This is a genomic window from Tenacibaculum sp. Cn5-46 (genome assembly GCF_022347705.1).
GTDB classification, from domain to species: domain Bacteria; phylum Bacteroidota; class Bacteroidia; order Flavobacteriales; family Flavobacteriaceae; genus Polaribacter; species Polaribacter aiptasiae.
On the sequence record NZ_JAKRGD010000001.1, the window covers coordinates 535,704 to 556,120 of the forward strand.

The window sequence follows — 20,417 nt, forward strand, 5'->3', positions numbered from 1 at the left end:
TATGAATTATTTAAAAACAATTCCTTTTTCAGAATTTGTATTGTGGGATGTGAAACGATTTATGAAAGAAGGTATTTCTTCTTCTTTTCCAGTCGTACTTCTTGGAAAATATATCAACCAAAGAAGTGAAAAAATTAAATTATTTGATTTTCCAGAAGAAGAATTTGGTATTCTAGGAGTAAATAATAAAGAAGGAATATTTGATGCCTACAGAGAAAAAGGAGAACAAATAAATCAAGCGTATAAGAAAGTAAAGCTACACGATTTGGCTTATAATCCTTATCGTATAAATGTAGGTTCTATTGGTTGGAAAACAGGAAGTCAAGAAAACAATTTTATAAGTCCAGCTTATGTGGTTTTTGAATGTTTTAAAGGTTTGAGTTCGGAATATTTATATAGAATGTTTAAAACAAATACATTCAACAAAATAATTAATGACAATACCACAGGTTCTGTAAGACAAAATTTAAAGTACGACACTTTAAAAAATATAAAAATCCCACTTCCACCAAAAGTAGAGCAAGATCGAATAGTAAAAGTTTATAACCAAAAAATTGCTTTAGCAAAAAATCAAGAACATCAAGTTAAGCAACTAGAACAAGACATAGAAAACTACCTTTTTGATGTTTTGGGAATTGAGAAATTGGAAGAAAAAGAAAGTAAAAAAGGATTGCAGTTTGTGAATTTTAAAGAACTAGTTGACTGGAATAGTTCTAACAAAAATATTACAAAATATCATTCGTCAAAATATTCTTTAACTTCAATATTGATTAATGAAACAATTGCAGAATCAGTTTTTAGAGGAAAAAGCCCAAAATACGACAAGGATTCTAAATCATTTATATTAAATCAAAAGTGTAATAGGTGGAATTACCTAGAATTAGAATACACTAAAAAAGTAAACGATAATTGGTATTCAAAAATTGACAAAAACTTCTTCACAAAAGAAGGTGATATTTTGATTAATTCTACAGGAGAAGGAACAATTGGACGTTCAACATTTATTTCTAAAGAAAATGAAAATCTTCTTTACGATAGTCATATTCTATTATTAAGACTTGATAAAAGTAAAGTTAATCCTTTGTTCTATTCATACTTATTCAATAGTAAATATGGGCAAAATCAAGTTAAAGATATTAAATCTGCTCAATCAACAAAACAAACGGAATTAGGAGTCAATAATTTGAAAAAAATTCTTTTTCCATTACCTGAAAACATTGCAACCCAAACCCAAATAGCCAATCATATTTCGGGGTTAAAAGCAGAGATTAAAACCTTAAAAAAAGAGGCAGCCCAAAACCGAAAAGATGCTATTGCAGATTTTGAAAAAGAAATATTTAGTTAGATATGAGAATTAAAAGCTTAGAAATAGAAGGCTATAAGGTGTTTCAAAACAAACAGAAGTTTAATTTTGGAAAAAATCGCCATTTACTTATTGGTATAAATGGTTCTGGTAAATCTACAATTATAGAAGCTATTGCATTAATATTTTCTAACCTAAAAGATTATTTAGAAGATAAGAAAGAAGATACTCTAGATTTTATATTTACAGTTGAATATTCTTTTGAAAAGAAAACAATTTTAAAAGAAACAACAACGACTAAAGAAGAAACGATTGAAATAAAACTAATTAGGTTTACAAACATTAATGGCTATTATCAATACTATGATAATGATGTAGAAATTACTAATAAAAAAGAAATCTATAGTTTATTACCAGATAATTTAATTTTCTATTACGCAGGTGCTTGTTTCACCTTAGAAGAGATTATAGACAAAACAGAAGATTTACAAGCAAATGATCTTTACCAAAGAACTAATGTGAAGGAGATAAATAAAGTAATTGAAAGTATAACTAAGAATCTTATATATGTTAGAAAAGAATACTATCCTATTCTTTTTGCTTTAAATTATATTAATAAAGAACAAGTTCTTCCTATAAGTAAAGAAACATTTACTATTGATAACATTAGATTGGAGTTTCAACAATACAAATTTACAGCCAACAAAGATTATAGTGATTTATTCAGGCTAACAGGTTTTTTAAGAACATATTTAAATCACATTTTAAAAGAAACTAATGGTGTAGAATATAATGTAGAAACCAAAACTCCTTATATAGATATAAGCTACCATAATGCAATAATTAGTTCTATAGAAAAGTTAAATATTTCTCATGATTTAAAATATAATAAATCTCGATTTTTAGTTTTTCACTTTTTTAGTTTACTCTATCGCATTGGTTTTATTAAGAAACTTGATATTACCATAAGAGACAGTCAAGGAGTTGTATATTCTATAAATGATTTTAGCGAGGGGGAACAACAGCTGATTGTGTTGGACTCTATAAAAAATAATATTTGTAGTGATAACACTGTATTGTTTTTAGATGAACCAGACGCATACCTACATCCCCAACGACAAAGAGAATTGTTTCCATATTTAAATGAAATTTATTCAAAAGATTATTTGCAAATAATAACTACAACACATAGCCCTTTTGTGGCTCAATCATTTGATAATGATGAAATATTGCTTTTAAATGAAAAAGGTGACAAAATTGAAATTGGAGAAGGTTTAATTAGTAATTCTGCTATCACAAAAGAGATTTTTCGAATAAATAGTGATTATAAAATAGAAATTGAAAAACTTCTAAATGAATTTAAAAATTTAGTTAAAAAAATAATTTTAAAGGAAAAGAATGTTGATGATAATTTTTTCAAATTACGAACTAAATTAAATCAATTTGGGGAAAGTTTGAGGTTTATAACAAGTTTTGAAACAAGAAAGATAATTTCTAAAGGAATAGAAGTAAATGAGGAAAATTAACAAAGTAAAAGCTCCTCATTTTTTAAAAAAGAATTGGAAAAAATGGGGGCTTGAATGGAAAAATAAATACAAAGACCCTGATCAAAAGAATACGTTTAATTGGAAGTGTAATAGAGAAGAGTTAATCATAGATTATTTAGCCAAATCAACTCAAGACCATTGTTCTTTTTGTGATATAGACAATATTACCATTGGTTCTGGAGCAACAATAGAACATTTTAAGCCTAAATCAAAATATCACAAGATAGCGTATCATTATAATAATTTATTTAATTGTTGTAATGAGTGTCAAAAGAAAATAGATGATTATAGTAATTTATTGCTAAAGCCTGATATCGATAGTTTTTCGTTTGAAACTTATTTTGAAATTGATATTTATACAGGAAAAATATGCCCCAATATTAATGCAACACCACAGAACCAAAAACGCGCAGATGAAACAATAAAATTATATAGATTAAATTATGGAGAAAAGCCTAGGCTTAGGTTAAAATCTTTAGAAAATTATTTAAAATCATCAGGATTAAGTATTAATGATTTTTCATATAGATTTTTTATTGAGGCATATAATAATATTTAAAAAATCACCTGAAACGACACCTAAAAAACAAAACCCTTATAAACATTGAGTTTATAAGGGTTTTTTAGTGGAGACGCCGAGAATCGAACTCGGGTCCAAACAAGCAGCTCAAAGGCTTTCTACATACTTAGTTTTGATTTAGTTTTCGACTAAAAGCTGATTCAAAACCACCCACTTTTAGCTTATCTCCTTAAATTTCGAAAACTTATCGGAGTGCTAAGTCTTCTATGTTTACTTTTACGATGCCCAAAAATGAAACGCCGTAAACCAAGGCTTTTCGTGGACATAAAGCTTGCGCACCTTGTGCGCCGAGGCTAATCTTACTATGATTCGGATTATGCAGCTAAAGCGTAGTTATCTTCGCCGTTTAAAAAGTTGAAATAAGTTTAACGAGTTGTCATCTCACTCCTCGGTATGCTTACATTATCACTGGCCTTGCTGTCAAAACCAGTCGTCCCCAATATGTCAAAGAAAATACGTATAGCTCAGCAAAAAATATGCCTTTGTCTATTTTCTAAAAAGAAAGTAATTGCAATTCTTTTTACCGTTGAAATTAACGGGCAACAAATATATGAAAATAGTATTTGTTCAATAATTTTAAAACAAGTATTTTCGCCTAAATTGTAATAATTTAAAACAATTACAATCAATTTGTTTAATTCTATACAAAAAACAACAATGAAATTCGGAATCATCAAAGAACGTAAAAATCCTCCAGATAGAAGAGTGGTGTTTTCACCAGAAAAATTAAAAGAACTAAAAGAAAAATTTCCATCAGCTGAGATTAAAGTAGAAAGTTCTGATATTCGAGTTTTTAACGATGATGCTTACCGTAACTTAGGTATTGAAGTAACAGACGATATGTCTGATTGCGATGTGTTATTAGGAGTAAAAGAAGTTCCTTTAGACGCATTAATTCCTAATAAAAAATATTTTTTCTTTTCACATACCATCAAAAAACAACCTTATAACCGTAAGTTGTTAAAAGGAATGTTGGAAAGAAACATTGAAATGTTTGACCATGAAACTATTGTAAAAGAAAATGGAGCACGTTTAATTGGATTTGGACGTTATGCTGGTTTAGTAGGGGCTTACAATGGTTTTAGAGCTTTAGGGATAAGAGAAAACTTATTTAACTTACCAAAAGTAGAAACCTTAGCAGATTTAGATGAAGTAAAGGCTGAGTTAGATAAAATTACCATACCAAATATTAAGATTTTACTTACCGGTACTGGAAAAGTAGCGCAAGGTGCTAAAGAAATTTTAGATCACTTACAAATAAAGCAAGTGAGCGATGCCTTGTATTTAACAGCCGATTTTACAGAGCCTGTATATTGTATGGCAGATGTAATGGAGTATAGCAAAAGAAAAGATGGTAAAGTAGGAGACAAGTACGAGTTTTATAAAGATGCTACCGGATACGAAAGTAACTTTATGCCGTATGCTAAAGTAACAGATTTCTTTATTGCCGGTCATTTTTATGGCGATGGAGCTCCTTATTTCTTTACCAGAGAGGACGCAAAACAAGCAGATTTTAGAATAAAGTATGTAGCGGATATATCATGTGATATTGATGGACCAGTTGCTTCTACCATAAGACCTTCAACAATTGCCGATCCGATTTATGGATATGATCCAGCAACAGAATCGGAAATTGATTTTAATGATGAAAAGGCTATTACGGTAATGGCTGTAGATAATTTACCATGTGAATTACCAAAAGATGCTAGTGAAGGTTTTGGTGATATGTTTTTAGAACACGTTATTCCTGCATTTTACAATGAGGATAAAGATGGTATTTTAGAAAGAGCTAAAATGACTACCAACAATGGAAAATTAACCGAACGTTATTTATATTTACAAGATTACGTAGACGGAAAAGAATAAAAATAAAGCCCGCTATTTGCGGGTTTTTTTATAGCCTAAAATATATGTTGCCAGACAAACAGTTTTTAATTGATACTGCAAAGATGAAAATGCCTTTTGGAAAATATAAAGGAACCTATTTAGTTGATATTCCTGAGTATTATCTGGTTTGGTATAAGAACAAAGGTTTTCCTGCTGGGAAATTGGGGAAGATGATGGGATTGGTATACGAAATGCAGCTAAATGGTTTAGATGATATTTTACGTAAACTTAAAACTCAATTTTAATTTTTTGTGCAGAACATTTTATTACAAAATAGATTCAAAAAAAGAGCGCTTTTTAAAGCGCTCTTTTTTATATGGAGTTTAAATGTAAACTTTTTTTATTTTAAAGAAACATTATAAGTTAATCCAGCAGTAAAGGTAGTTGAGTCACCTAAGTTTCTTCCATCTATTACTTTACCATATCCTAAACTAACACCTAATTGAGGAATAATGTTTTTGTATACAGTCAATCCAATTCTTGTATAATCTACATTTGTTTCAGGAAAGTTTCCATTAAAACCAGGACCACCAATATCAACTCCTTCTTCAGAGTTTGAGATGTCTGCCCAAGCTTCAACATAAATAAAGTCACTTGCGTATCCAATTTTACCCATAGTAACAAAAGCATTTGGTACTCCAAATTTACCACCAGGAGTTAAATTATTATCAGCATCGGCTCTAAGGTTGTAAGCAGCTAAAAGTGTTGAAAAGAAACCACTTTTTGTGTTTAAGTGCAATCCAGCAGTTACATCAATACCAAAAGCACCACTTCCTAAAGATAAAATTCCGTTTGGCTCATATCCTGTAGGAATAACAGCAGTTACTCCAGTTATAATATTTAAATCTGCTTTTTTGAAAGTAAATTTATGAGCATTTAATTTTAAAGCGATTGAAATATCTTGTAATTCAGACATTGAGCTTTGTCCATTTACTGGATCAGCAAGACCACTTGTGTTTTCTGCTGAAATAAAAGGAAGGTTAACAACAGCAGATAAACGGTTTGTGATACCATATTTTGCATAAAGAGAATATATATTCTGATTTATCTCATTATGTGCTGGTACAGCATCTACTTTTACATCACCTAAATAGAATTTGTCGTATGTACTTTTTGAATAAGAAGCGGTTACAGATAAGTCACCTTTTTTAGGAGTAAAACCATCAAGTAATCCTTGTGCGTTAGAAACTGTTGAAATACTGATCATTGCAAAAGCAGATAGTATTAATCGGTAATTATTTTTCATTGTTAATTAATTTGATATTCCCTTTTGTCGAGATAATACACAATGATTACAGTAAAATTAATGATTCTTTTCACCTAATTTTTTTTCAATACAATAGACTGTAATAATACCAAGTGTATAAGCGATTAAATCACCTATGCTAAATGTATTTCCTATAATAATGTTAGCTGTTTTAGAATTGCCTAATCCAATCAAGTTAACAAAATTGAAATACTGCAATGTTTCTACTATATAAGAGAAGAGCAATACTGCTATTGCTATGGTTTTAGGAGGAAAATTGAAAAAGGTTTTTAATAGATAATACAATAAAATAACGACCAAATAGTCTCCAAAAGTATATCGTATAAACCCTGAAGTTTGTGCTATTAATAATTCTGTTATAAACAATAATAGAAAAATAATAAGGCTTTTTATATGTAATCTCATAGCTAATTTTTAAAACGTCAAACCCATAAAAGGTTTGACGTTAGTTTTATAAAGTTTATTTATTCGTTTTGCCAGTCAATTTTTCTAGAAGCATACATTACTGAAGCCAAAATGACAAATAAACCTGTACTTCCTACCAATAAAGCATAGTTTTCTAATTGAATTATTATAAAAATAAAAGAGTACAAAGCAATTAATGAAAGTGCAATAAAGATTGGAAATTTAATGCCTTTTAAAATAGATTTTGAATATAGCGATATCAATGCTACCACGCTTATTCCAGCAATAATATAAGCTTTTAAAAAGCTACTATGCTCAGAGATTGATATTAATAAGGTATAAAACATGGTTAAAGCAATTCCTATCATTAAATATTGAAAAGGATGAATAGAAATTTTACTCATAGTTTGAATTAAAAAGAATACTAAAAAGGTTAAAACAATTACTAAGAAACCGTATTTGGTTGAACGCTCACTTTTTTGGTATTCATCCACTGGAATCATAAAGTTTACCCCAAAAGCGTATTCTTTTAAATTAGGAATACCACTGAATGATTGTTGAGAGAATGGTCTGTTAATATCCAATACTTTCCATTTTGCATTAAAACCATCGTTAGTTATTTTGTCTGAATTCTGTGGTAAGTATTCTCCTAAGAAATTAGCAGTTTTCCAGTCAGACTTTATTTGAACATTGGTTTCTTTTCCTACTGGAATAAAACGAATTTGTTTACTACCGTTTATGTTCATTTCTAAACTAAAATTGACATTGTTTTTTAAAGGTAAATCATCTTTTTGTAGAAATTTACTTTCCAGTTTATGTAAATCTAAATAGTTTGATCTTCTGTTCTTATTTTCATATTTAGAAGTAAAAGAATAAGAGTTATTGTTGAGTTTCATTTCTACCAAACTATTCACACCTTTAAGGTTTGAAGTTTCTATAATTAACTTGGCTTTATTCCATAAAATATCTTCCTCTTTAATGTCTAATTCACTAAAATCGGGGGTAGTAAAATCACCAGTAATGTTTATTTGACTTTTGTAAACAGCTGTTTTATAAATCCCTCGTTTCTTTTCTTCAGGATTTATGGTAGAATTTATGTTTAACGATTCAGGAAAAAAATAACCATAGTTAATTTCTTCAATCATTTCAGTCTGTAACTCTTTAGTTTGCTGATTTAAAATCGATTTTTTGTGATAAGTTTTATAAGGGATTTTTAAAATTGGTCCATATAAAAGCACCTCTTTTCCCCATTTCTGATTTATCTCTTGTACTACTTCCTTTTGCCTATGCATTCGTTCGTTAATCAAACTTTTTATAAAGGATAAAGGGATTAATAAAATTAAAATCAAAAAGCCAACCATAGCCATTCTAGCAGTTATTGATGTTCTAATCCATTTAGCAAGTTTCCCACTTTTGTTATTTATTGTTTCCATAGTTTATTATTTTTAAAGAACTTTGAAATTCAAAGTAAATGAGTAAAAAAAATTATTTATTATTAATTAGCTTTTCTAAAGCTTCAATATGTTTTTTAAATTCAAGTTTTCCTTCCGCAGTAGCATAGTATCTCGTGTTTGGCTTTCGTCCTATAAATTGTTTTTCTACTCTAATAAAGCCTACTTTTTCTAATGCTTTTGAATGACTTGCTAGATTTCCATCTGTAGCGCCTAAAAGTTCTTTTAGCGTTTTAAATTCAGCATATTCATTAACCATCAGAACCGACATGATACCTAGCCGTATTCTATGATCAAAAGCTTTATTTATATTTAGAATAATGTTTTTCAAAAACTATATTTTTTGCGAAAATAAGCAACTATTTTTTATCGTATTTAAAATACATAACTAGTCCGTAAACAATATGCATTATACCAAAACCTAACACCCAAAACCAAAAACCATATCCGGGAAAAATAGCGCAAATTAAACCTAATACAATTTCAGTATATCCAAGGTATTTTATATCACCTATGGTATATTTAGAGGCATTTAATAGAGCCAAACCGTAAAATAAAAGCATTAATGCTCCGGTTTGTCCGTAACGTTGTTGTTTTAAAATGATAATGATGTATATAGCTCCTGCTATTAAGGGAATTAAGAAGCTTGTTAATAACCTCTTCGTAGTTGCGTCCCAAATTTTTTCGTTGTTCTTTTTAGCTTTTCTAGTGGTTAAAAAGATGGCGGTAGAAATACTAAGGAATCCAACGATAAGTAAATCGGAAATAACTAAACGAAAGATTCTACCATCTAACATTAAATAACCTTGTTCGCTATTTTGAACTAACCAATAGGCAAATGAAGCTCCAATTAAAGCGTAAATTCCTGCAATAATCCCAGATAATCCGCTTAAAGAAATAAATCGAGAGGATTTATTCATTAAGTTTTTAATTTCTGTAATGTCTTTTAAATAATCTTTTTCACTCATAGTTTAAAGAACTTTGAAATACAAAGTAAATGTATTTATTTTAATTTGACAAATAAAAAAATGCTGTATTTTTAAATTATGAAACCAGCTGAAGAATATATCTTAAAACAACAGGAGCCATTCAAGTCTATTTTATTGCATTTACAAATTTTAATAGAAACAAACTTTGAAGATGTTGAATTACTATACAAATGGAAGATTCCTTTTTATCACTTGAAAGGGAAGCCCCTGTGTTATTTTAATGCAACTAAAAAAGGATATGTAGATGTTGGTTTTTATTCTAAAACTCCACTTACCGTATATAATGAGTTCGTTGTTTCAGAAAAAAGAAAAGCCGTAAAGTCACTTCGCTATAGTAGTTTGGATGAAATTAATAGCGAAGTGTTAATTGCTGTTTTAGCTGATGCTTATAGAATAAGAGAATAAAAACTATTTAGTTTTAATTTTATATTGAAGCGCTAATTCATTTTCAACATATACATGGAGGTTTGTATTTTGTTTAGGCTTTTTTAAATAAATGTTAGTAACAAGATTGTCGTTTTTAATTTGAGCAGTTCTAACTTTATTTTCGTAAGAAAATATATACTTAATATTCTCTACGTTTTTTTGTCTTTTAATTTTTAAGTGAATTTTCTTTTTATTTTTTACATCAATTTCACCAATGCTTGGACCTACAATTTCGATATTATATTTTAAATAAGCAGCCTGATAAAATGGCTCGTAACAGAATTCTTTCAACGGTTTTTGATTTAAAAACTGCTGCCATTTTTTAGCGGCTGGAAAATGAGTTAATCTTAATTTTTCTTTTTTTGCATTGAAAAAATTCAAATCAACATTTTTTTGTACCACACCATTATAGATGTATCCAGAACCATAGGTAGTGTCAAATAAAAGCCATTTGTTGTTTATTTTTACTGCATTCCAAACGTGATTTTTATTCGTAGGGATGTAACCAATTGTATTGATAGAATGTTTGGTGTACCCATAGACGAGTTCATTTTCTATTTCCATTAAATTACATAGCTGACTAAATAATAGAGAATAATCTAAACAAACACCTTTTCGTTTTTTAAAAACATCATTAATTAATTTTTGTTGCATTCTTTTTTTAGTCCTTTTTAAATCGTGTTCACTCGAATAATAAATAAACTCAGGACTTTTTAAGGTTTTGGTGCTAGGTAAATCGTATTCTATATTTAGACACATCCATGTATAAATAGCCCTAACTTTTTCAATTTTAGTTTTAAAATCATAATTGATTCTTCCAGCTAAATCTTCAATAGATTTAGGTTCTTGATACGACAACATAATTTTATCAACCGTTTCTAAATCTTGTGAAAAGAAATTTAAACTGTAGAAAAAGATACATAAGGAGAAAGCAATTTTTTTCATAGGATAGCATTTTGCTTTCCAATATAGTAAATTTAGATTAAAAGAAATTCAATTGCGACCTCTCCATCAATAAGTAAAAAAGCTCTTTTGCTATTAGCAGGAGGAATTATACTAATTTGAGCAGTATTATTTTTAAAAGTAACTTCTGGTTGTTTAACATATCGATCTCCAATAAAACCAAAGTGAATTCTTTGAGTAGGTTTTACATTTTTTAAAGTAAGTTTTACCGAAGAATCAGCATTTCTCTTTAAAATTCCAGAGCTTGGTTTACTTAAGATATAATCTTTTTTAAGAAAAGGAGAATTATAAATAGGTTGGTTAAAATATTCGTCTATTGTCATTCTTTTTACCCTAAGTTGCCATACAGTTTCTTCTGGATAATGTGTAAAGAAATACTTGCTCTTTGGAATGTTGAAAAAATAGTTATTAAAATTACGTTGCCATTTTCCATTGGTAACTGCTCCAGCTGCCCATGTAGGATCTACATATTGCCATTTGTTATTAATTTTAACAGCATTCCAAGCATGGTTTGTGGTACTTCTTATACGACCAATATCGCGAGATGAATTTCGTACATAGCCTTTGATAACTTCGTTTTCAATATTTAAAAGCGTACAAACTTTACTAAATGTTTGGGCATAACCTTCGCAAACAGCACTTCTACTAGCTAAAGTTTTTTTAACAATATTGTCTTTTATAGCTTTTAGCTTAGCTTGTTTATCTGCTTCATCTTTATATCGAAAACCTATTCTTTTTTGTTTAGGGTTGAAATATTCATCTAAGTTATATCGAATATTTTTGGCTAACCAAATAAAAACAGCTCTCACTTTATCTTCATCAGAAGTAAAATCAGTGGCAATTTGAGTTGCTAATTTTTCAGCAGTAATATGTTTTGGGTAAGTTTTTACTGTATTGTCTACAGCAGAAAAGTCTTGTGCCGACAGGGACGAGACTGTAAGAAAAAGGAAAAAATAAAGTTGCTTCATACTATGAGTTAAAACAACTTTATTTATCAAAAATTGTGCCTATAAATTATTTATAGTTTTTCTTATCGAAGTTAAGTTGGTAAGTAACTTTTCTAAGTAGTCAAGATGTAACATATTTGCACCATCACTCTTAGCATTAGAAGGATCAAAATGAGTTTCAATAAATAATCCATCTACATTATTTACCACACCAGCTCTTGCAATAGTTTCAATCATATCTGGTCTACCACCAGTAACACCACTCGATTGGTTTGGTTGCTGTAAAGAATGGGTAACATCTAAAATAGTAGGAGCGTATTGACGCATCGTAGGAATACCTCTAAAATCAACAATCATGTCTTGGTATCCAAACATTGTACCTCTATCTGTTATCCATGCTTTTTCATTACCAGCATCGTGTACTTTTTTAACAGCATGTTGCATTGCTTCAGGGCTCATAAATTGTCCCTTTTTTAAGTTAACTACTTTACCAGTTTTTGCAGCAGCCACTACTAAATCGGTTTGACGTACTAAAAAAGCAGGAATTTGTAAAACATCTACATATTCAGCAGCTTTAGCAGCATCAGATGCTTCATGGATATCAGTTACGGTAGGAACATTAAAAGTTTCAGAAACTTTCTTTAAGATTTTTAAAGCTTTTTCGTCACCAATTCCTGTAAAGCTATCAATTCTACTACGATTTGCTTTTTTAAAACTCCCTTTAAATATGTAAGGAATTTCTAATTTATCAGTTATAGAAACTACTTTTTCAGCAATTCTTAATGCCATTTCTTCACTTTCAATAGCACATGGGCCAGCTAAAAGGAAAAAGTTTTTAGAATCGGCGTGTTTTATATTGGGAATAAGGTTTAAATCCATGATTAAAAATTTTGAACAAAATTAAGAAATTAAATTGGCTATCTTTAGCCTTTTAAATTAAATAAGATGAAAAAAACAATATACACTGTAATGGCTTTAGCAGTGCTAACAGCAGCTTGTAAAACAACTAAAAATACAGATGCTAAAGTGACTGAAAAAGTTATGGAAGCTCCTAAAAAAGAATTACAAAATCCAGTTCACATAGATTCTTCTTTGGTAAGAAAGCACTTATATACGTTGGCGGCTGATGATATGGAAGGACGTAAGCCTGGAACTCCTGGAATGGAAAAAGCTACGCAGTATATAGAAAACGAATACAAAAGAATTGGTTTAAAACATTTTGATACTTTATCAACTTACCGTCAGAATTTTACACACGATGGTATACTAATGAGTAATATTATTGGTGTGTTAGAAGGAACTACTAAAAAAGATGAGTTTGTAATTGTATCAGCACACCACGATCATTTAGGTATGAAGAAAGACGGAGAAGGTGATCGTATTTTTAATGGAGCCAATGACGATGCTTCTGGTGTAGTGGGTGTATTAGCTTTAGCAGATTATTATGCAAAAAAAGGAAACAACGAGCGTAGTATTTTGTTTGTATGTTTTACAGCTGAAGAAATGGGCTTAGTGGGTTCTAAATATTTTGGAAAAGATATAGATCCATCAAAATTTGTAGCTGGAATAAACTTAGAGTTAATAGGAAAGGAGCCAAAAACAGGACCTAAAACAGCTTGGTTAACTGGGTTTGAGCGTTCAGACTTTGGAAAGATTATTCAGAAAAATTTAGAAGGTACTGGATATAGATTGTTCCCAGACCCATATAAGAAATTCAATTTATTTTTTAGATCAGATAATGCTTCTTTAGCACGTTTAGGTGTACCATCTCATACTTTTTCAACAACACCTATTGATGTTGATGCAGATTACCATAAAGTATCTGATGAAGCTGAAACTTTAGATGTTGGTATTCTTACTGAAACTGTAAAAGCAGTTGCTAAAGGAACCGAAAGTATTATTAATGGAAAAGACACCCCAACTAGGGTTGTTATTGAAGAAAAATAATCTATAAAAACATTTTTTTTAAAGAGCTTTTTTTAAGGCTCTTTTTTTATGCTTTTTTCTTAATGAAATCAGGGTTTATTTGTTGTTTTGGTAATTTAAGTGTGTTTAAATTAATTATGTTGTTAAAATTATATTAAAATTTTAGTATATTCGCAAAGTTTTAATTAAACCCTTCAATATTATGAAAAAACAAATTTTAAGCTTAGCTATTGTATTTGCTATGTTTTCGTGTTCCCAAAACGACAATTTAGAAGTTTCTGATCCTCAAGGAGATGTGCTTTCTAAAAAAGAAATTAATGCAATTATTAACAAATCTTTAGAATCTACAGGAGATTTTGATTGGACTTCTCAGCAAGTAAATACAATTTGGAGTGCTGTAAAGCATGGAGAAAATATTTTAACTATTGGTTATGGTACTTCAAAAAATAACTTTGCAAGAAGTGAAGAAGCCAATACGATTAAAAATGATTTAATTGCTTTGGTAAGAAATCTAGAAGGAACTTCTGCAAAAGGAAGTTCTGAATTATACGTTGATGAAAACATCAATGTAATAGATATTAAAGTAACTAATAAAGAAACAATCGGAGTTTTATTAAAAGATAGCAGAGTACGCTATATTGAACCAAGTGGTTATAGTTTTATTGATGAAAATAATCAAGCTCGTTCATCATCTTCGTCATCTGGAGGATCTGGATGTGGTTATGGAACGGCTAATTTAAGTTCTAATGATTATCGTACAGTATCGCCAGGAGCAAGAGTACCTTGGTCTTTTGATGCACACAATATTCCTCAAGCATGGAATCACAGTACTGGTGCTGGAATTACAGTTGCTATTGTTGATTCTGGATTATCGCCAGAGCAAAAATGGATGAACCAATATTTTAACGATGGCGCTTCTTCTGGAAGATTTGTTCAGAAATATGGAACGTTTGTCGATTCTTGGTGGGCTTGGTCTAATAACTACGATGGTGTAAACGATAAGTGTGGTCATGGTACAAAAATGGCTGCAGTAGCTACTGCTCCTAGAAATAATGATAACTTACCTGTTGGTGTAGCATATAATGCAAACTTAGTTTCTTATAGAGCTGTTGAAAATGTGGTAATTGACGATTATCATGAAAAAAGAGGTATTGTAGAAGCTTTAACTGCATTAGCTAACAGAAGTGATGTAAAAGTAATATCAATGTCGTTAGGATATCCGTTTAGCATTGGTAATGTATCGGATGCTATAAAATATGCACATAGTAAAGGTAAAATGGTATTAGCAGCTGGAGGAACTTCAACTTCTTTTACTACTTGGTATGGAGTTATCTTCCCAGCAAGTATGTCTGAAACAGTTGCTGTAACTGGAGTAAGAGAAGGACAATATAATAAGTGTGATGTATGTCATTCTGGTTCTAAAATAGATTTTACAGTTCAAATGCAACGTACTAATGGAACAGACAATAAAGTTCCTGTATTAAGTTACTATAACGGACAAGCTAATTATGTAGGTGGTTCATCTGTAGCAACAGCAACAACTGCTGGTATTGCAGCTTTAGTATGGGCGAAACATCCAACTTGGACTCGCGCTCAAGTATTACAAAAAATGAAAGAGTCTGCAGATTTCTATCCAAATAAACACTCTGATTACGGATATGGAAATATTGATGCTTTAAAAGCAGTTCAATAAATTAAAATCAACTAACTAATCTTCAAAAAGTCTCGTTAATTCGAGGCTTTTTGTATTTTTATCAGGCACGTTTTTTGATAGCTAATCAATAAATTTTTTAAATTATGAGATACTTAACATTTCTTTTCTTATTCGTTTTAATAAGTTGTTCTTCTACAAAAGTGGTATATGATTACGATAGTCAAACAAATTTTACAGCTTATAAAACCTTTAATTTTTTTGAAGATGCTGGTAAAGGTTTGAATGAATTAGATGTAAAAAGAGTAACTAACGAACTAACCAATAAATTAAAAGCTAAAGGAATGCGTTTTGCTGATAATCCAGATATTTTTATCAATATCGTATCTCAAGAGCGAGAATCAGAAAGAAGAAATACGATTGGTGTTGGCTTAGGTGGTGGGGGAAATGTTGGTTTTGGAATTTCTGGTGGTATTCCTATTGGAAGTAAGAAAATAAATCAAGAATTGATTATTGATTTTGTTGAAAGTAAAAGTGATGAACTTGTTTGGCAAGGAATAGCGAATAGTGAATTGAAACAACGTAGTACACCCCAAGAACGCGTAATGCATTATAGAAAAGTAATTACAGAAATATTAAAGGGTTATCCACCAAAAAAAGCCTCTAAATAATATAGAGGCTTCCATTACAACACACTACTAAAATACTAATCTAAAGTTAGGTTTTTAGAAATTTTTCTCCAGTCTACTATTTTAAAATTCTGATGTAAACTGTCTTTGTTTTGAGTATTTGCTCCGTCTTGAGCGATGAAAATACCTTTCGGATATTTAGTCCCTAAGTTAACTGAGGTAACATCAATTCCGTCTGTATCGTAAGTTCCGTCAATAATGCTGTCTTTTAACGAGAAACTATGTAAGTATTTATTACTAACCCTGTCTATTACAGCATAACTATTGTTTCCTTGTGAAGAAAGAATAATATAACCTTTTCCATTTCCTGAATCGTATAAAGTAACTCCTTCAAAATCTGGATGCATATTTTTATCTTTAGTACTAATTACTTCAGTAGGATCTATAGGGGTATCAGGTTCTGCATTAAATTTCCATAGGGCAGTTTCTTCCTCTCCGATATAAACCTTTGCGTAAAAATCATCGGCAACAATTCCTTCTCCTTGACTTTTTAGCGCAAAACTTCTGACTAGTTTAGCATCAATTTTACTATTATTTTCAAATAGTTCCCATTGTTCTATACCTCCTTCTTTTCCTACTAAGAAAACATATATTTTAGAAGTTTCTTTGCTTTTGTACATGCCTAATCCATAAACTTCATTTAAGTTAGATGTTATTGGTCTTGCTGAAACTTCTTCTAATTCTCCAGTAGGTTTTACGATTAAAATAGAAATTGTATTATGTGTTCTGTTACTTGCAGTAACTACAGAAACAGTTTCGTTGTTCAATACAAATCCATCTCTAATATCAACATTGTTTACACGTCCTATTTTGTAGGAGTATAAGCGTTCTCCTTCTAAACTATATACTTCTAAACCTTCTTTTTTATTAGTACCTATGATTGTTGATTTTGAAACATCTTTTGGATTGATCCAAACACAAGGATCATCGGCAGCATCGTCGTAAGAAGTAACTGGAGTTGTTTCAGCATCGGCTGTTAACGCAATTATAGGATTGCTTTTGGTTGTTTGTATGATTGCTTTTTTTTCTGTTTTACAAGCTATAAATAAAGTAGTTGTAATAATTATTTTTAAAACGATTCTCATTGTTAGAAGTTATATTTTAATCCAATATTCCAGTTGTAGTTATAGAATTCGGCTTGTCTAGTTTGGTTTTTAGTTCCTTGGTAGAAACGTAATTCTTGGTTGGTTAAGTTTTTAGCTTCAGCAAAAACGCGAAGCTTTTTAGTAATGTTATAGGCAGCGTTTACATCTAAAAATAATTGCTGATCATAAAATACATCAGTAAAGGTGTCTTTTCCATATTCAGAAATATAATCATCTGCAAAGTTTAACGATGTCCTTACCGATAGTTTTGAAGTTTCATAAGCTAGTGAAGCATTAAACATATTTTTTACGGCACCTGCTAATGGCAAACCATCGTTTCTGTCAGCAATTCCATCTGTTTTTGAATCTGTGAAAGTATAGTTTCCATAAACTGTTAGGTTTCTTAAAAAGCTAGGTAAGAAGTTTAATTTTCTTTGTAAAGCTATTTCAAAACCATAGATTTCAGCTGTACCTCCGTTAAAAGGTCTTGTTACATCATAAACATCTGTAGTTCCATTTATGGTTATCGATTCTTTTGAAATTGAATTGTAAATAAATTTATCAATGTCTTTGTAAAAAACTCCTGCTGATATAATTCCTACGTTACTAAAATAATGTTCAAACATTAAATCTAGGTTCATAGATTCGGTTGGGTCTAAATCTGGATTCCCATATTCTGCTTCTATATCGTCACTATTGATATTTCTATAAGGAACTAAATCGAAATAATTAGGTCTAGCAATTGTATTAGTCCAAGCAGCTCTTAGTATTGTATTCTTATTTACTTTGTACTTAGCATGAAAATTTGGTAACCAGTTCGTATAGTTTTTACTTCCCGAGGTTCTAGTTGCGTCGTCTATTGTTTGAGCAGTTTCAACATCAATAGCAAAACCATTGTAATCAATCGTTGTTTTTTCAGCTCTAAGTCCAGCGATAATCGAGAATTTTTGACCTAATTTTTGTTGTAGCATTCCGTAGAAAGCATATATGTTTTCGTTGGCATCGTAATTTTCAGGAACAAACTCATCCAATACAGCTTCACCATTTGCCAAAATAAGACTTCCTAAAAATTCTTTTGAAGTAAATAATCCCGATTTATAATTGTTTCCTGCTAAGAAACCATTTACAGTATAATCGGAAGTAATTGTAGCATTCATAGTTGGAATCTGACTTTCTAAATCATATTCAAAGAAATTATTATCTCTTAATTTTTCCTTGTATTTGTGCTTGAATCCAAATTTTAAAGAATTCTTATAAGTTCCTGTAGCGTTAATTGGTATTAAGATGTTGAAGTTAGAGCTAATTTTACGCTCTTGAGTAAAACGTCTTTCTTGAGTCACTTCATCATATACAAATTTAGAAGGATCGTTAAAGTCGTTATTTGTTGGGATTAAACTAGGAAACTTTGCTCTTGAAAAGTCTTGAGTTACTTCAATATCATCGTTTTCAAAACGAATATAACGCTCGTTTGGACGTTCTTCTTTTGCTTTTGAAATTCCCGTTTTCCAATCCAATTTGATGTTTCCAAAGATGAGATGTTCACCTCCCAAAGACAATTTATATACACTTTGTTTTTCTAAACGTGTATTATCGTTGGTACTGTTGTTAATTCCTCCTTTGGTTTGTCTTCGTACTTCAGCTTTTGAAATTCCAGCAGCATTAGGCTCGTCAATTTTTCTAAAACGTAATCGATAACGATTTTCAAAGTCGTTTCTTTGGTTGTACATTGATTTAAAGAAAAAAGTATTGTTACTGCTAGCATTCCAATCTAAGTTTACAGCAACACTCATTCTATTTCTTTTTACATCGTATCGTCTAATATCGTGTTCACCAATGTAGGTTTTATTGTTTTCTTGTTCCCATTCAAACTCTACGTTGTCTGATCCATAATCGTTAGAATTGTATGAAGTATTGATTACGTATCCTAGTTTTTTATTGAAAATTCGATCAGCAACTAAAGCAGAAAAATTATAATTAGGCGAATTTCTTACTGGATTACGACCGTATGATCCTGTAAGGAAAGCTCTAAAAGTACTAGGAGCAGAACGTGTTATTAAATTTACAGAACCTCCAATCGCATCTCCTTCCATATCTGGAGTTACTGCTTTGTTAACTTCAATAGTTTGAATCATATCAGAAGGAATTAAATCCATTTGAACTCTTCGGTTATCTCCTTCTGCTGAAGGAATTCGATCTCCGTTTAAAGTCACTGAATTTAATTGAGGAGCTAAACCACGAATAATAATATCTCTAGCTTCTCCTTGATCGTTTTGCATTGAAATTCCTGGAACACGTTTTAAAGCATCTCCAATATTAGCATCGGGAAATTTTCCAACCTGATCTGCAGAAATAATGTTGGTAATATTGGCTTTGTTTTTTTGTTGATTTAAAGCTTTTGCTTGTCCTTTTCCAATACTTCCTTTAATAATTACTTCTTCTAGCTTATTCATTTTAGGAGCTAGCGAAAAGTTCTTAATTAAAACGCCATTTTGTATAGAAACAGTTTCTTCAATTGTTTGGTATCCTATAAATGAAATTGAGATTACATGATTTCCTTCTGGAATGTTTAAAAGCTCATAGTATCCATTAAAGTTACTTGAAATACCAATTTTTAAGGATGGTATTACAATAGTGGCACCAGGTAAAGGAAGGTTACTTTCGTCTAAAATCCTTCCTTTTAAACTAGATTTGTCCTGTGCATACCCCCATAAGCTCAAAAGACAAATACTAACTAGTAGTAGTTTTTTCATTTTGTATATAATTGATGTTGAATTAGTTCATGCAAAACTATTTATCAAAAAGAGCAATTGGATTTTGAAATTGTTAGTAAACTATTACGAACTTTTAATGAAAAGATTAATAGATTGTTAATTTGTTGAATATTTTCTAATGTTTAGTTTAATTTTAAATTACGTAAAAATTACTTTTTAAAAACATTCACTATGGCATATAACGAGTTTTTAACCGATAGGATATCGCAGTTTTTTAATGAGAAACACGTATCCTTTTATGAGAAGAAAATGTTTGGATCGCTTTGTTTTATGGTTAATGATAAGATGTGTGTTATTGTAAACAAAAACGAATTAATGGCTCGAATACATCCTGATATTTATGAGGAAGCACTAACAAAAGAGGGCTGTGAAGATATGAGCTTTAGTGGAAAAAGAAAACCTGTAAAAGGCTATGTAATATTAACTGAAGAAGCTTTTGATTTAGATGAAGATTTACATTATTGGTTACAATTAGCTTTAGATTATAATCCATTTGCAAAAGCTAGCAAAAAGAAAACCTCCAAATAATG

At 30.2% G+C, this 20,417-nt stretch carries 20 protein-coding genes and 1 other RNA gene; 10 read left to right on the plus strand and 11 right to left on the minus strand.

What is annotated here, in order from left to right; all coding sequences use genetic code 11:
• Position 1 precedes the first annotated feature (1 nt).
• The 3 genes from MHN29_RS02480 to MHN29_RS02490 are packed head-to-tail and all read left to right on the plus strand — an operon-like array spanning position 2 to position 3,409.
• Positions 2-1,345, plus strand: a complete 1,344-nt coding sequence (locus MHN29_RS02480; RefSeq protein ID WP_235273157.1) for a restriction endonuclease subunit S — start codon at positions 2-4, stop codon at positions 1,343-1,345.
• A gap of 2 nt (positions 1,346-1,347) precedes the next feature.
• Entirely contained in the window at positions 1,348-2,829 is a 1,482-nt protein-coding gene (locus MHN29_RS02485; RefSeq protein WP_235273156.1) for an AAA family ATPase, read from the plus strand.
• Positions 2,816-3,409, plus strand: a complete 594-nt coding sequence (locus MHN29_RS02490) for a hypothetical protein (RefSeq protein ID WP_235273155.1) — start codon at positions 2,816-2,818, stop codon at positions 3,407-3,409. The genes MHN29_RS02485 and MHN29_RS02490 overlap by 14 nt, the downstream gene beginning before the upstream one ends.
• Before the next feature lie 65 nt (positions 3,410-3,474).
• Here the strand turns inward: MHN29_RS02490 and ssrA are convergent.
• Positions 3,475-3,868, minus strand: a transfer-messenger RNA (tmRNA) gene (gene ssrA, locus MHN29_RS02495).
• 219 nt (positions 3,869-4,087) lie between these two features.
• Between ssrA and MHN29_RS02500 the strand changes: the two genes are divergently transcribed.
• Positions 4,088-5,296, plus strand: a complete 1,209-nt coding sequence (locus MHN29_RS02500) for an NAD(P)-dependent oxidoreductase (RefSeq protein ID WP_235273154.1) — start codon at positions 4,088-4,090, stop codon at positions 5,294-5,296.
• 44 nt (positions 5,297-5,340) lie between these two features.
• Positions 5,341-5,562, plus strand: a complete 222-nt coding sequence (locus MHN29_RS02505) for a DUF3820 family protein (protein ID WP_150900545.1) — start codon at positions 5,341-5,343, stop codon at positions 5,560-5,562.
• 95 nt (positions 5,563-5,657) lie between these two features.
• On the opposite strand, the gene MHN29_RS02510 is transcribed toward MHN29_RS02505, so the two are convergent.
• The 5 genes from MHN29_RS02510 to MHN29_RS02530 are packed head-to-tail and all read right to left on the minus strand — an operon-like array spanning position 5,658 to position 9,408.
• The gene (locus MHN29_RS02510) at positions 5,658-6,563 is read right to left on the minus strand and encodes a transporter (protein ID WP_235273153.1); all 906 of its coding nucleotides are present in this window, start codon (positions 6,561-6,563) and stop codon (positions 5,658-5,660) included.
• A gap of 57 nt (positions 6,564-6,620) precedes the next feature.
• Positions 6,621-6,989 carry a DUF2809 domain-containing protein gene (locus tag MHN29_RS02515; RefSeq protein ID WP_235273152.1) on the minus strand — a complete coding sequence of 123 codons (369 nt, stop codon included), beginning with the start codon at positions 6,987-6,989 and terminating at the stop codon, positions 6,621-6,623.
• 59 nt (positions 6,990-7,048) lie between these two features.
• Complete coding sequence (creD, locus tag MHN29_RS02520; RefSeq protein ID WP_235273151.1) at positions 7,049-8,422, minus strand: cell envelope integrity protein CreD; 1,374 nt, start codon at positions 8,420-8,422, stop codon at positions 7,049-7,051.
• A 52-nt stretch (positions 8,423-8,474) separates the two neighbouring features.
• Positions 8,475-8,771, minus strand: a complete 297-nt coding sequence (locus MHN29_RS02525; protein ID WP_235273150.1) for a transcriptional regulator — start codon at positions 8,769-8,771, stop codon at positions 8,475-8,477.
• Positions 8,772-8,799: 28 nt separating this feature from the next.
• On the minus strand, positions 8,800-9,408 hold the full coding sequence (locus tag MHN29_RS02530; protein WP_235273149.1) for a hypothetical protein: 609 nt from the start codon (positions 9,406-9,408) through the stop codon (positions 8,800-8,802).
• A 78-nt stretch (positions 9,409-9,486) separates the two neighbouring features.
• Between MHN29_RS02530 and MHN29_RS02535 the strand changes: the two genes are divergently transcribed.
• Positions 9,487-9,834, plus strand: a complete 348-nt coding sequence (locus MHN29_RS02535; RefSeq protein ID WP_235273148.1) for a DUF1801 domain-containing protein — start codon at positions 9,487-9,489, stop codon at positions 9,832-9,834.
• Positions 9,835-9,837: 3 nt separating this feature from the next.
• Here the strand turns inward: MHN29_RS02535 and MHN29_RS02540 are convergent, their stop codons facing one another.
• Genes MHN29_RS02540 through kdsA form a run of 3 tightly spaced genes read right to left on the minus strand, consistent with a single transcriptional unit; the run spans position 9,838 to position 12,644 of the window.
• Positions 9,838-10,800, minus strand: coding sequence for a transglutaminase domain-containing protein (locus MHN29_RS02540; protein ID WP_235273147.1), 963 nt, complete (start codon positions 10,798-10,800; stop codon positions 9,838-9,840).
• Between the two features lie 32 nt (positions 10,801-10,832).
• Positions 10,833-11,786, minus strand: a complete 954-nt coding sequence (locus tag MHN29_RS02545) for a transglutaminase domain-containing protein (protein WP_235273146.1) — start codon at positions 11,784-11,786, stop codon at positions 10,833-10,835.
• A 39-nt stretch (positions 11,787-11,825) separates the two neighbouring features.
• Positions 11,826-12,644 (minus strand): 3-deoxy-8-phosphooctulonate synthase, encoded by an 819-nt coding sequence (kdsA, locus tag MHN29_RS02550; RefSeq protein ID WP_235273144.1) that lies wholly within the window; start codon positions 12,642-12,644, stop codon positions 11,826-11,828.
• A gap of 66 nt (positions 12,645-12,710) precedes the next feature.
• Between kdsA and MHN29_RS02555 the strand changes: the two genes are divergently transcribed.
• The 3 genes from MHN29_RS02555 to MHN29_RS02565 all read left to right on the plus strand — a co-directional run bounded on the left by MHN29_RS02555 (position 12,711) and on the right by MHN29_RS02565 (position 16,013).
• Complete coding sequence (locus MHN29_RS02555; RefSeq protein ID WP_235273142.1) at positions 12,711-13,712, plus strand: M28 family peptidase; 1,002 nt, start codon at positions 12,711-12,713, stop codon at positions 13,710-13,712.
• Positions 13,713-13,893: 181 nt separating this feature from the next.
• Positions 13,894-15,384: a S8 family serine peptidase gene (locus tag MHN29_RS02560; protein WP_235273141.1), complete on the plus strand. Its 1,491-nt coding sequence runs from the start codon at positions 13,894-13,896 to the stop codon at positions 15,382-15,384.
• A gap of 104 nt (positions 15,385-15,488) precedes the next feature.
• Positions 15,489-16,013: a DUF4136 domain-containing protein gene (locus MHN29_RS02565; protein ID WP_235273140.1), complete on the plus strand. Its 525-nt coding sequence runs from the start codon at positions 15,489-15,491 to the stop codon at positions 16,011-16,013.
• 35 nt (positions 16,014-16,048) lie between these two features.
• Here MHN29_RS02565 and MHN29_RS02570 read toward each other — a convergent pair whose 3' ends face one another.
• Together MHN29_RS02570 and MHN29_RS02575 are read right to left on the minus strand one after the other, a co-directional pair.
• Positions 16,049-17,116 (minus strand): phytase, encoded by a 1,068-nt coding sequence (locus MHN29_RS02570; RefSeq protein WP_235273139.1) that lies wholly within the window; start codon positions 17,114-17,116, stop codon positions 16,049-16,051.
• A 2-nt stretch (positions 17,117-17,118) separates the two neighbouring features.
• Positions 17,119-19,866, minus strand: coding sequence for a TonB-dependent receptor (locus MHN29_RS02575; protein ID WP_235273138.1), 2,748 nt, complete (start codon positions 19,864-19,866; stop codon positions 17,119-17,121).
• A gap of 192 nt (positions 19,867-20,058) precedes the next feature.
• On the opposite strand from MHN29_RS02575, the gene MHN29_RS02580 reads away from it, so the two are divergent.
• A complete protein-coding gene (locus MHN29_RS02580; RefSeq protein ID WP_235273137.1) occupies positions 20,059-20,415 on the plus strand; it encodes a TfoX/Sxy family protein in 357 nt (118 codons plus the stop codon).
• Positions 20,416-20,417: the final 2 nt, after the last annotated feature.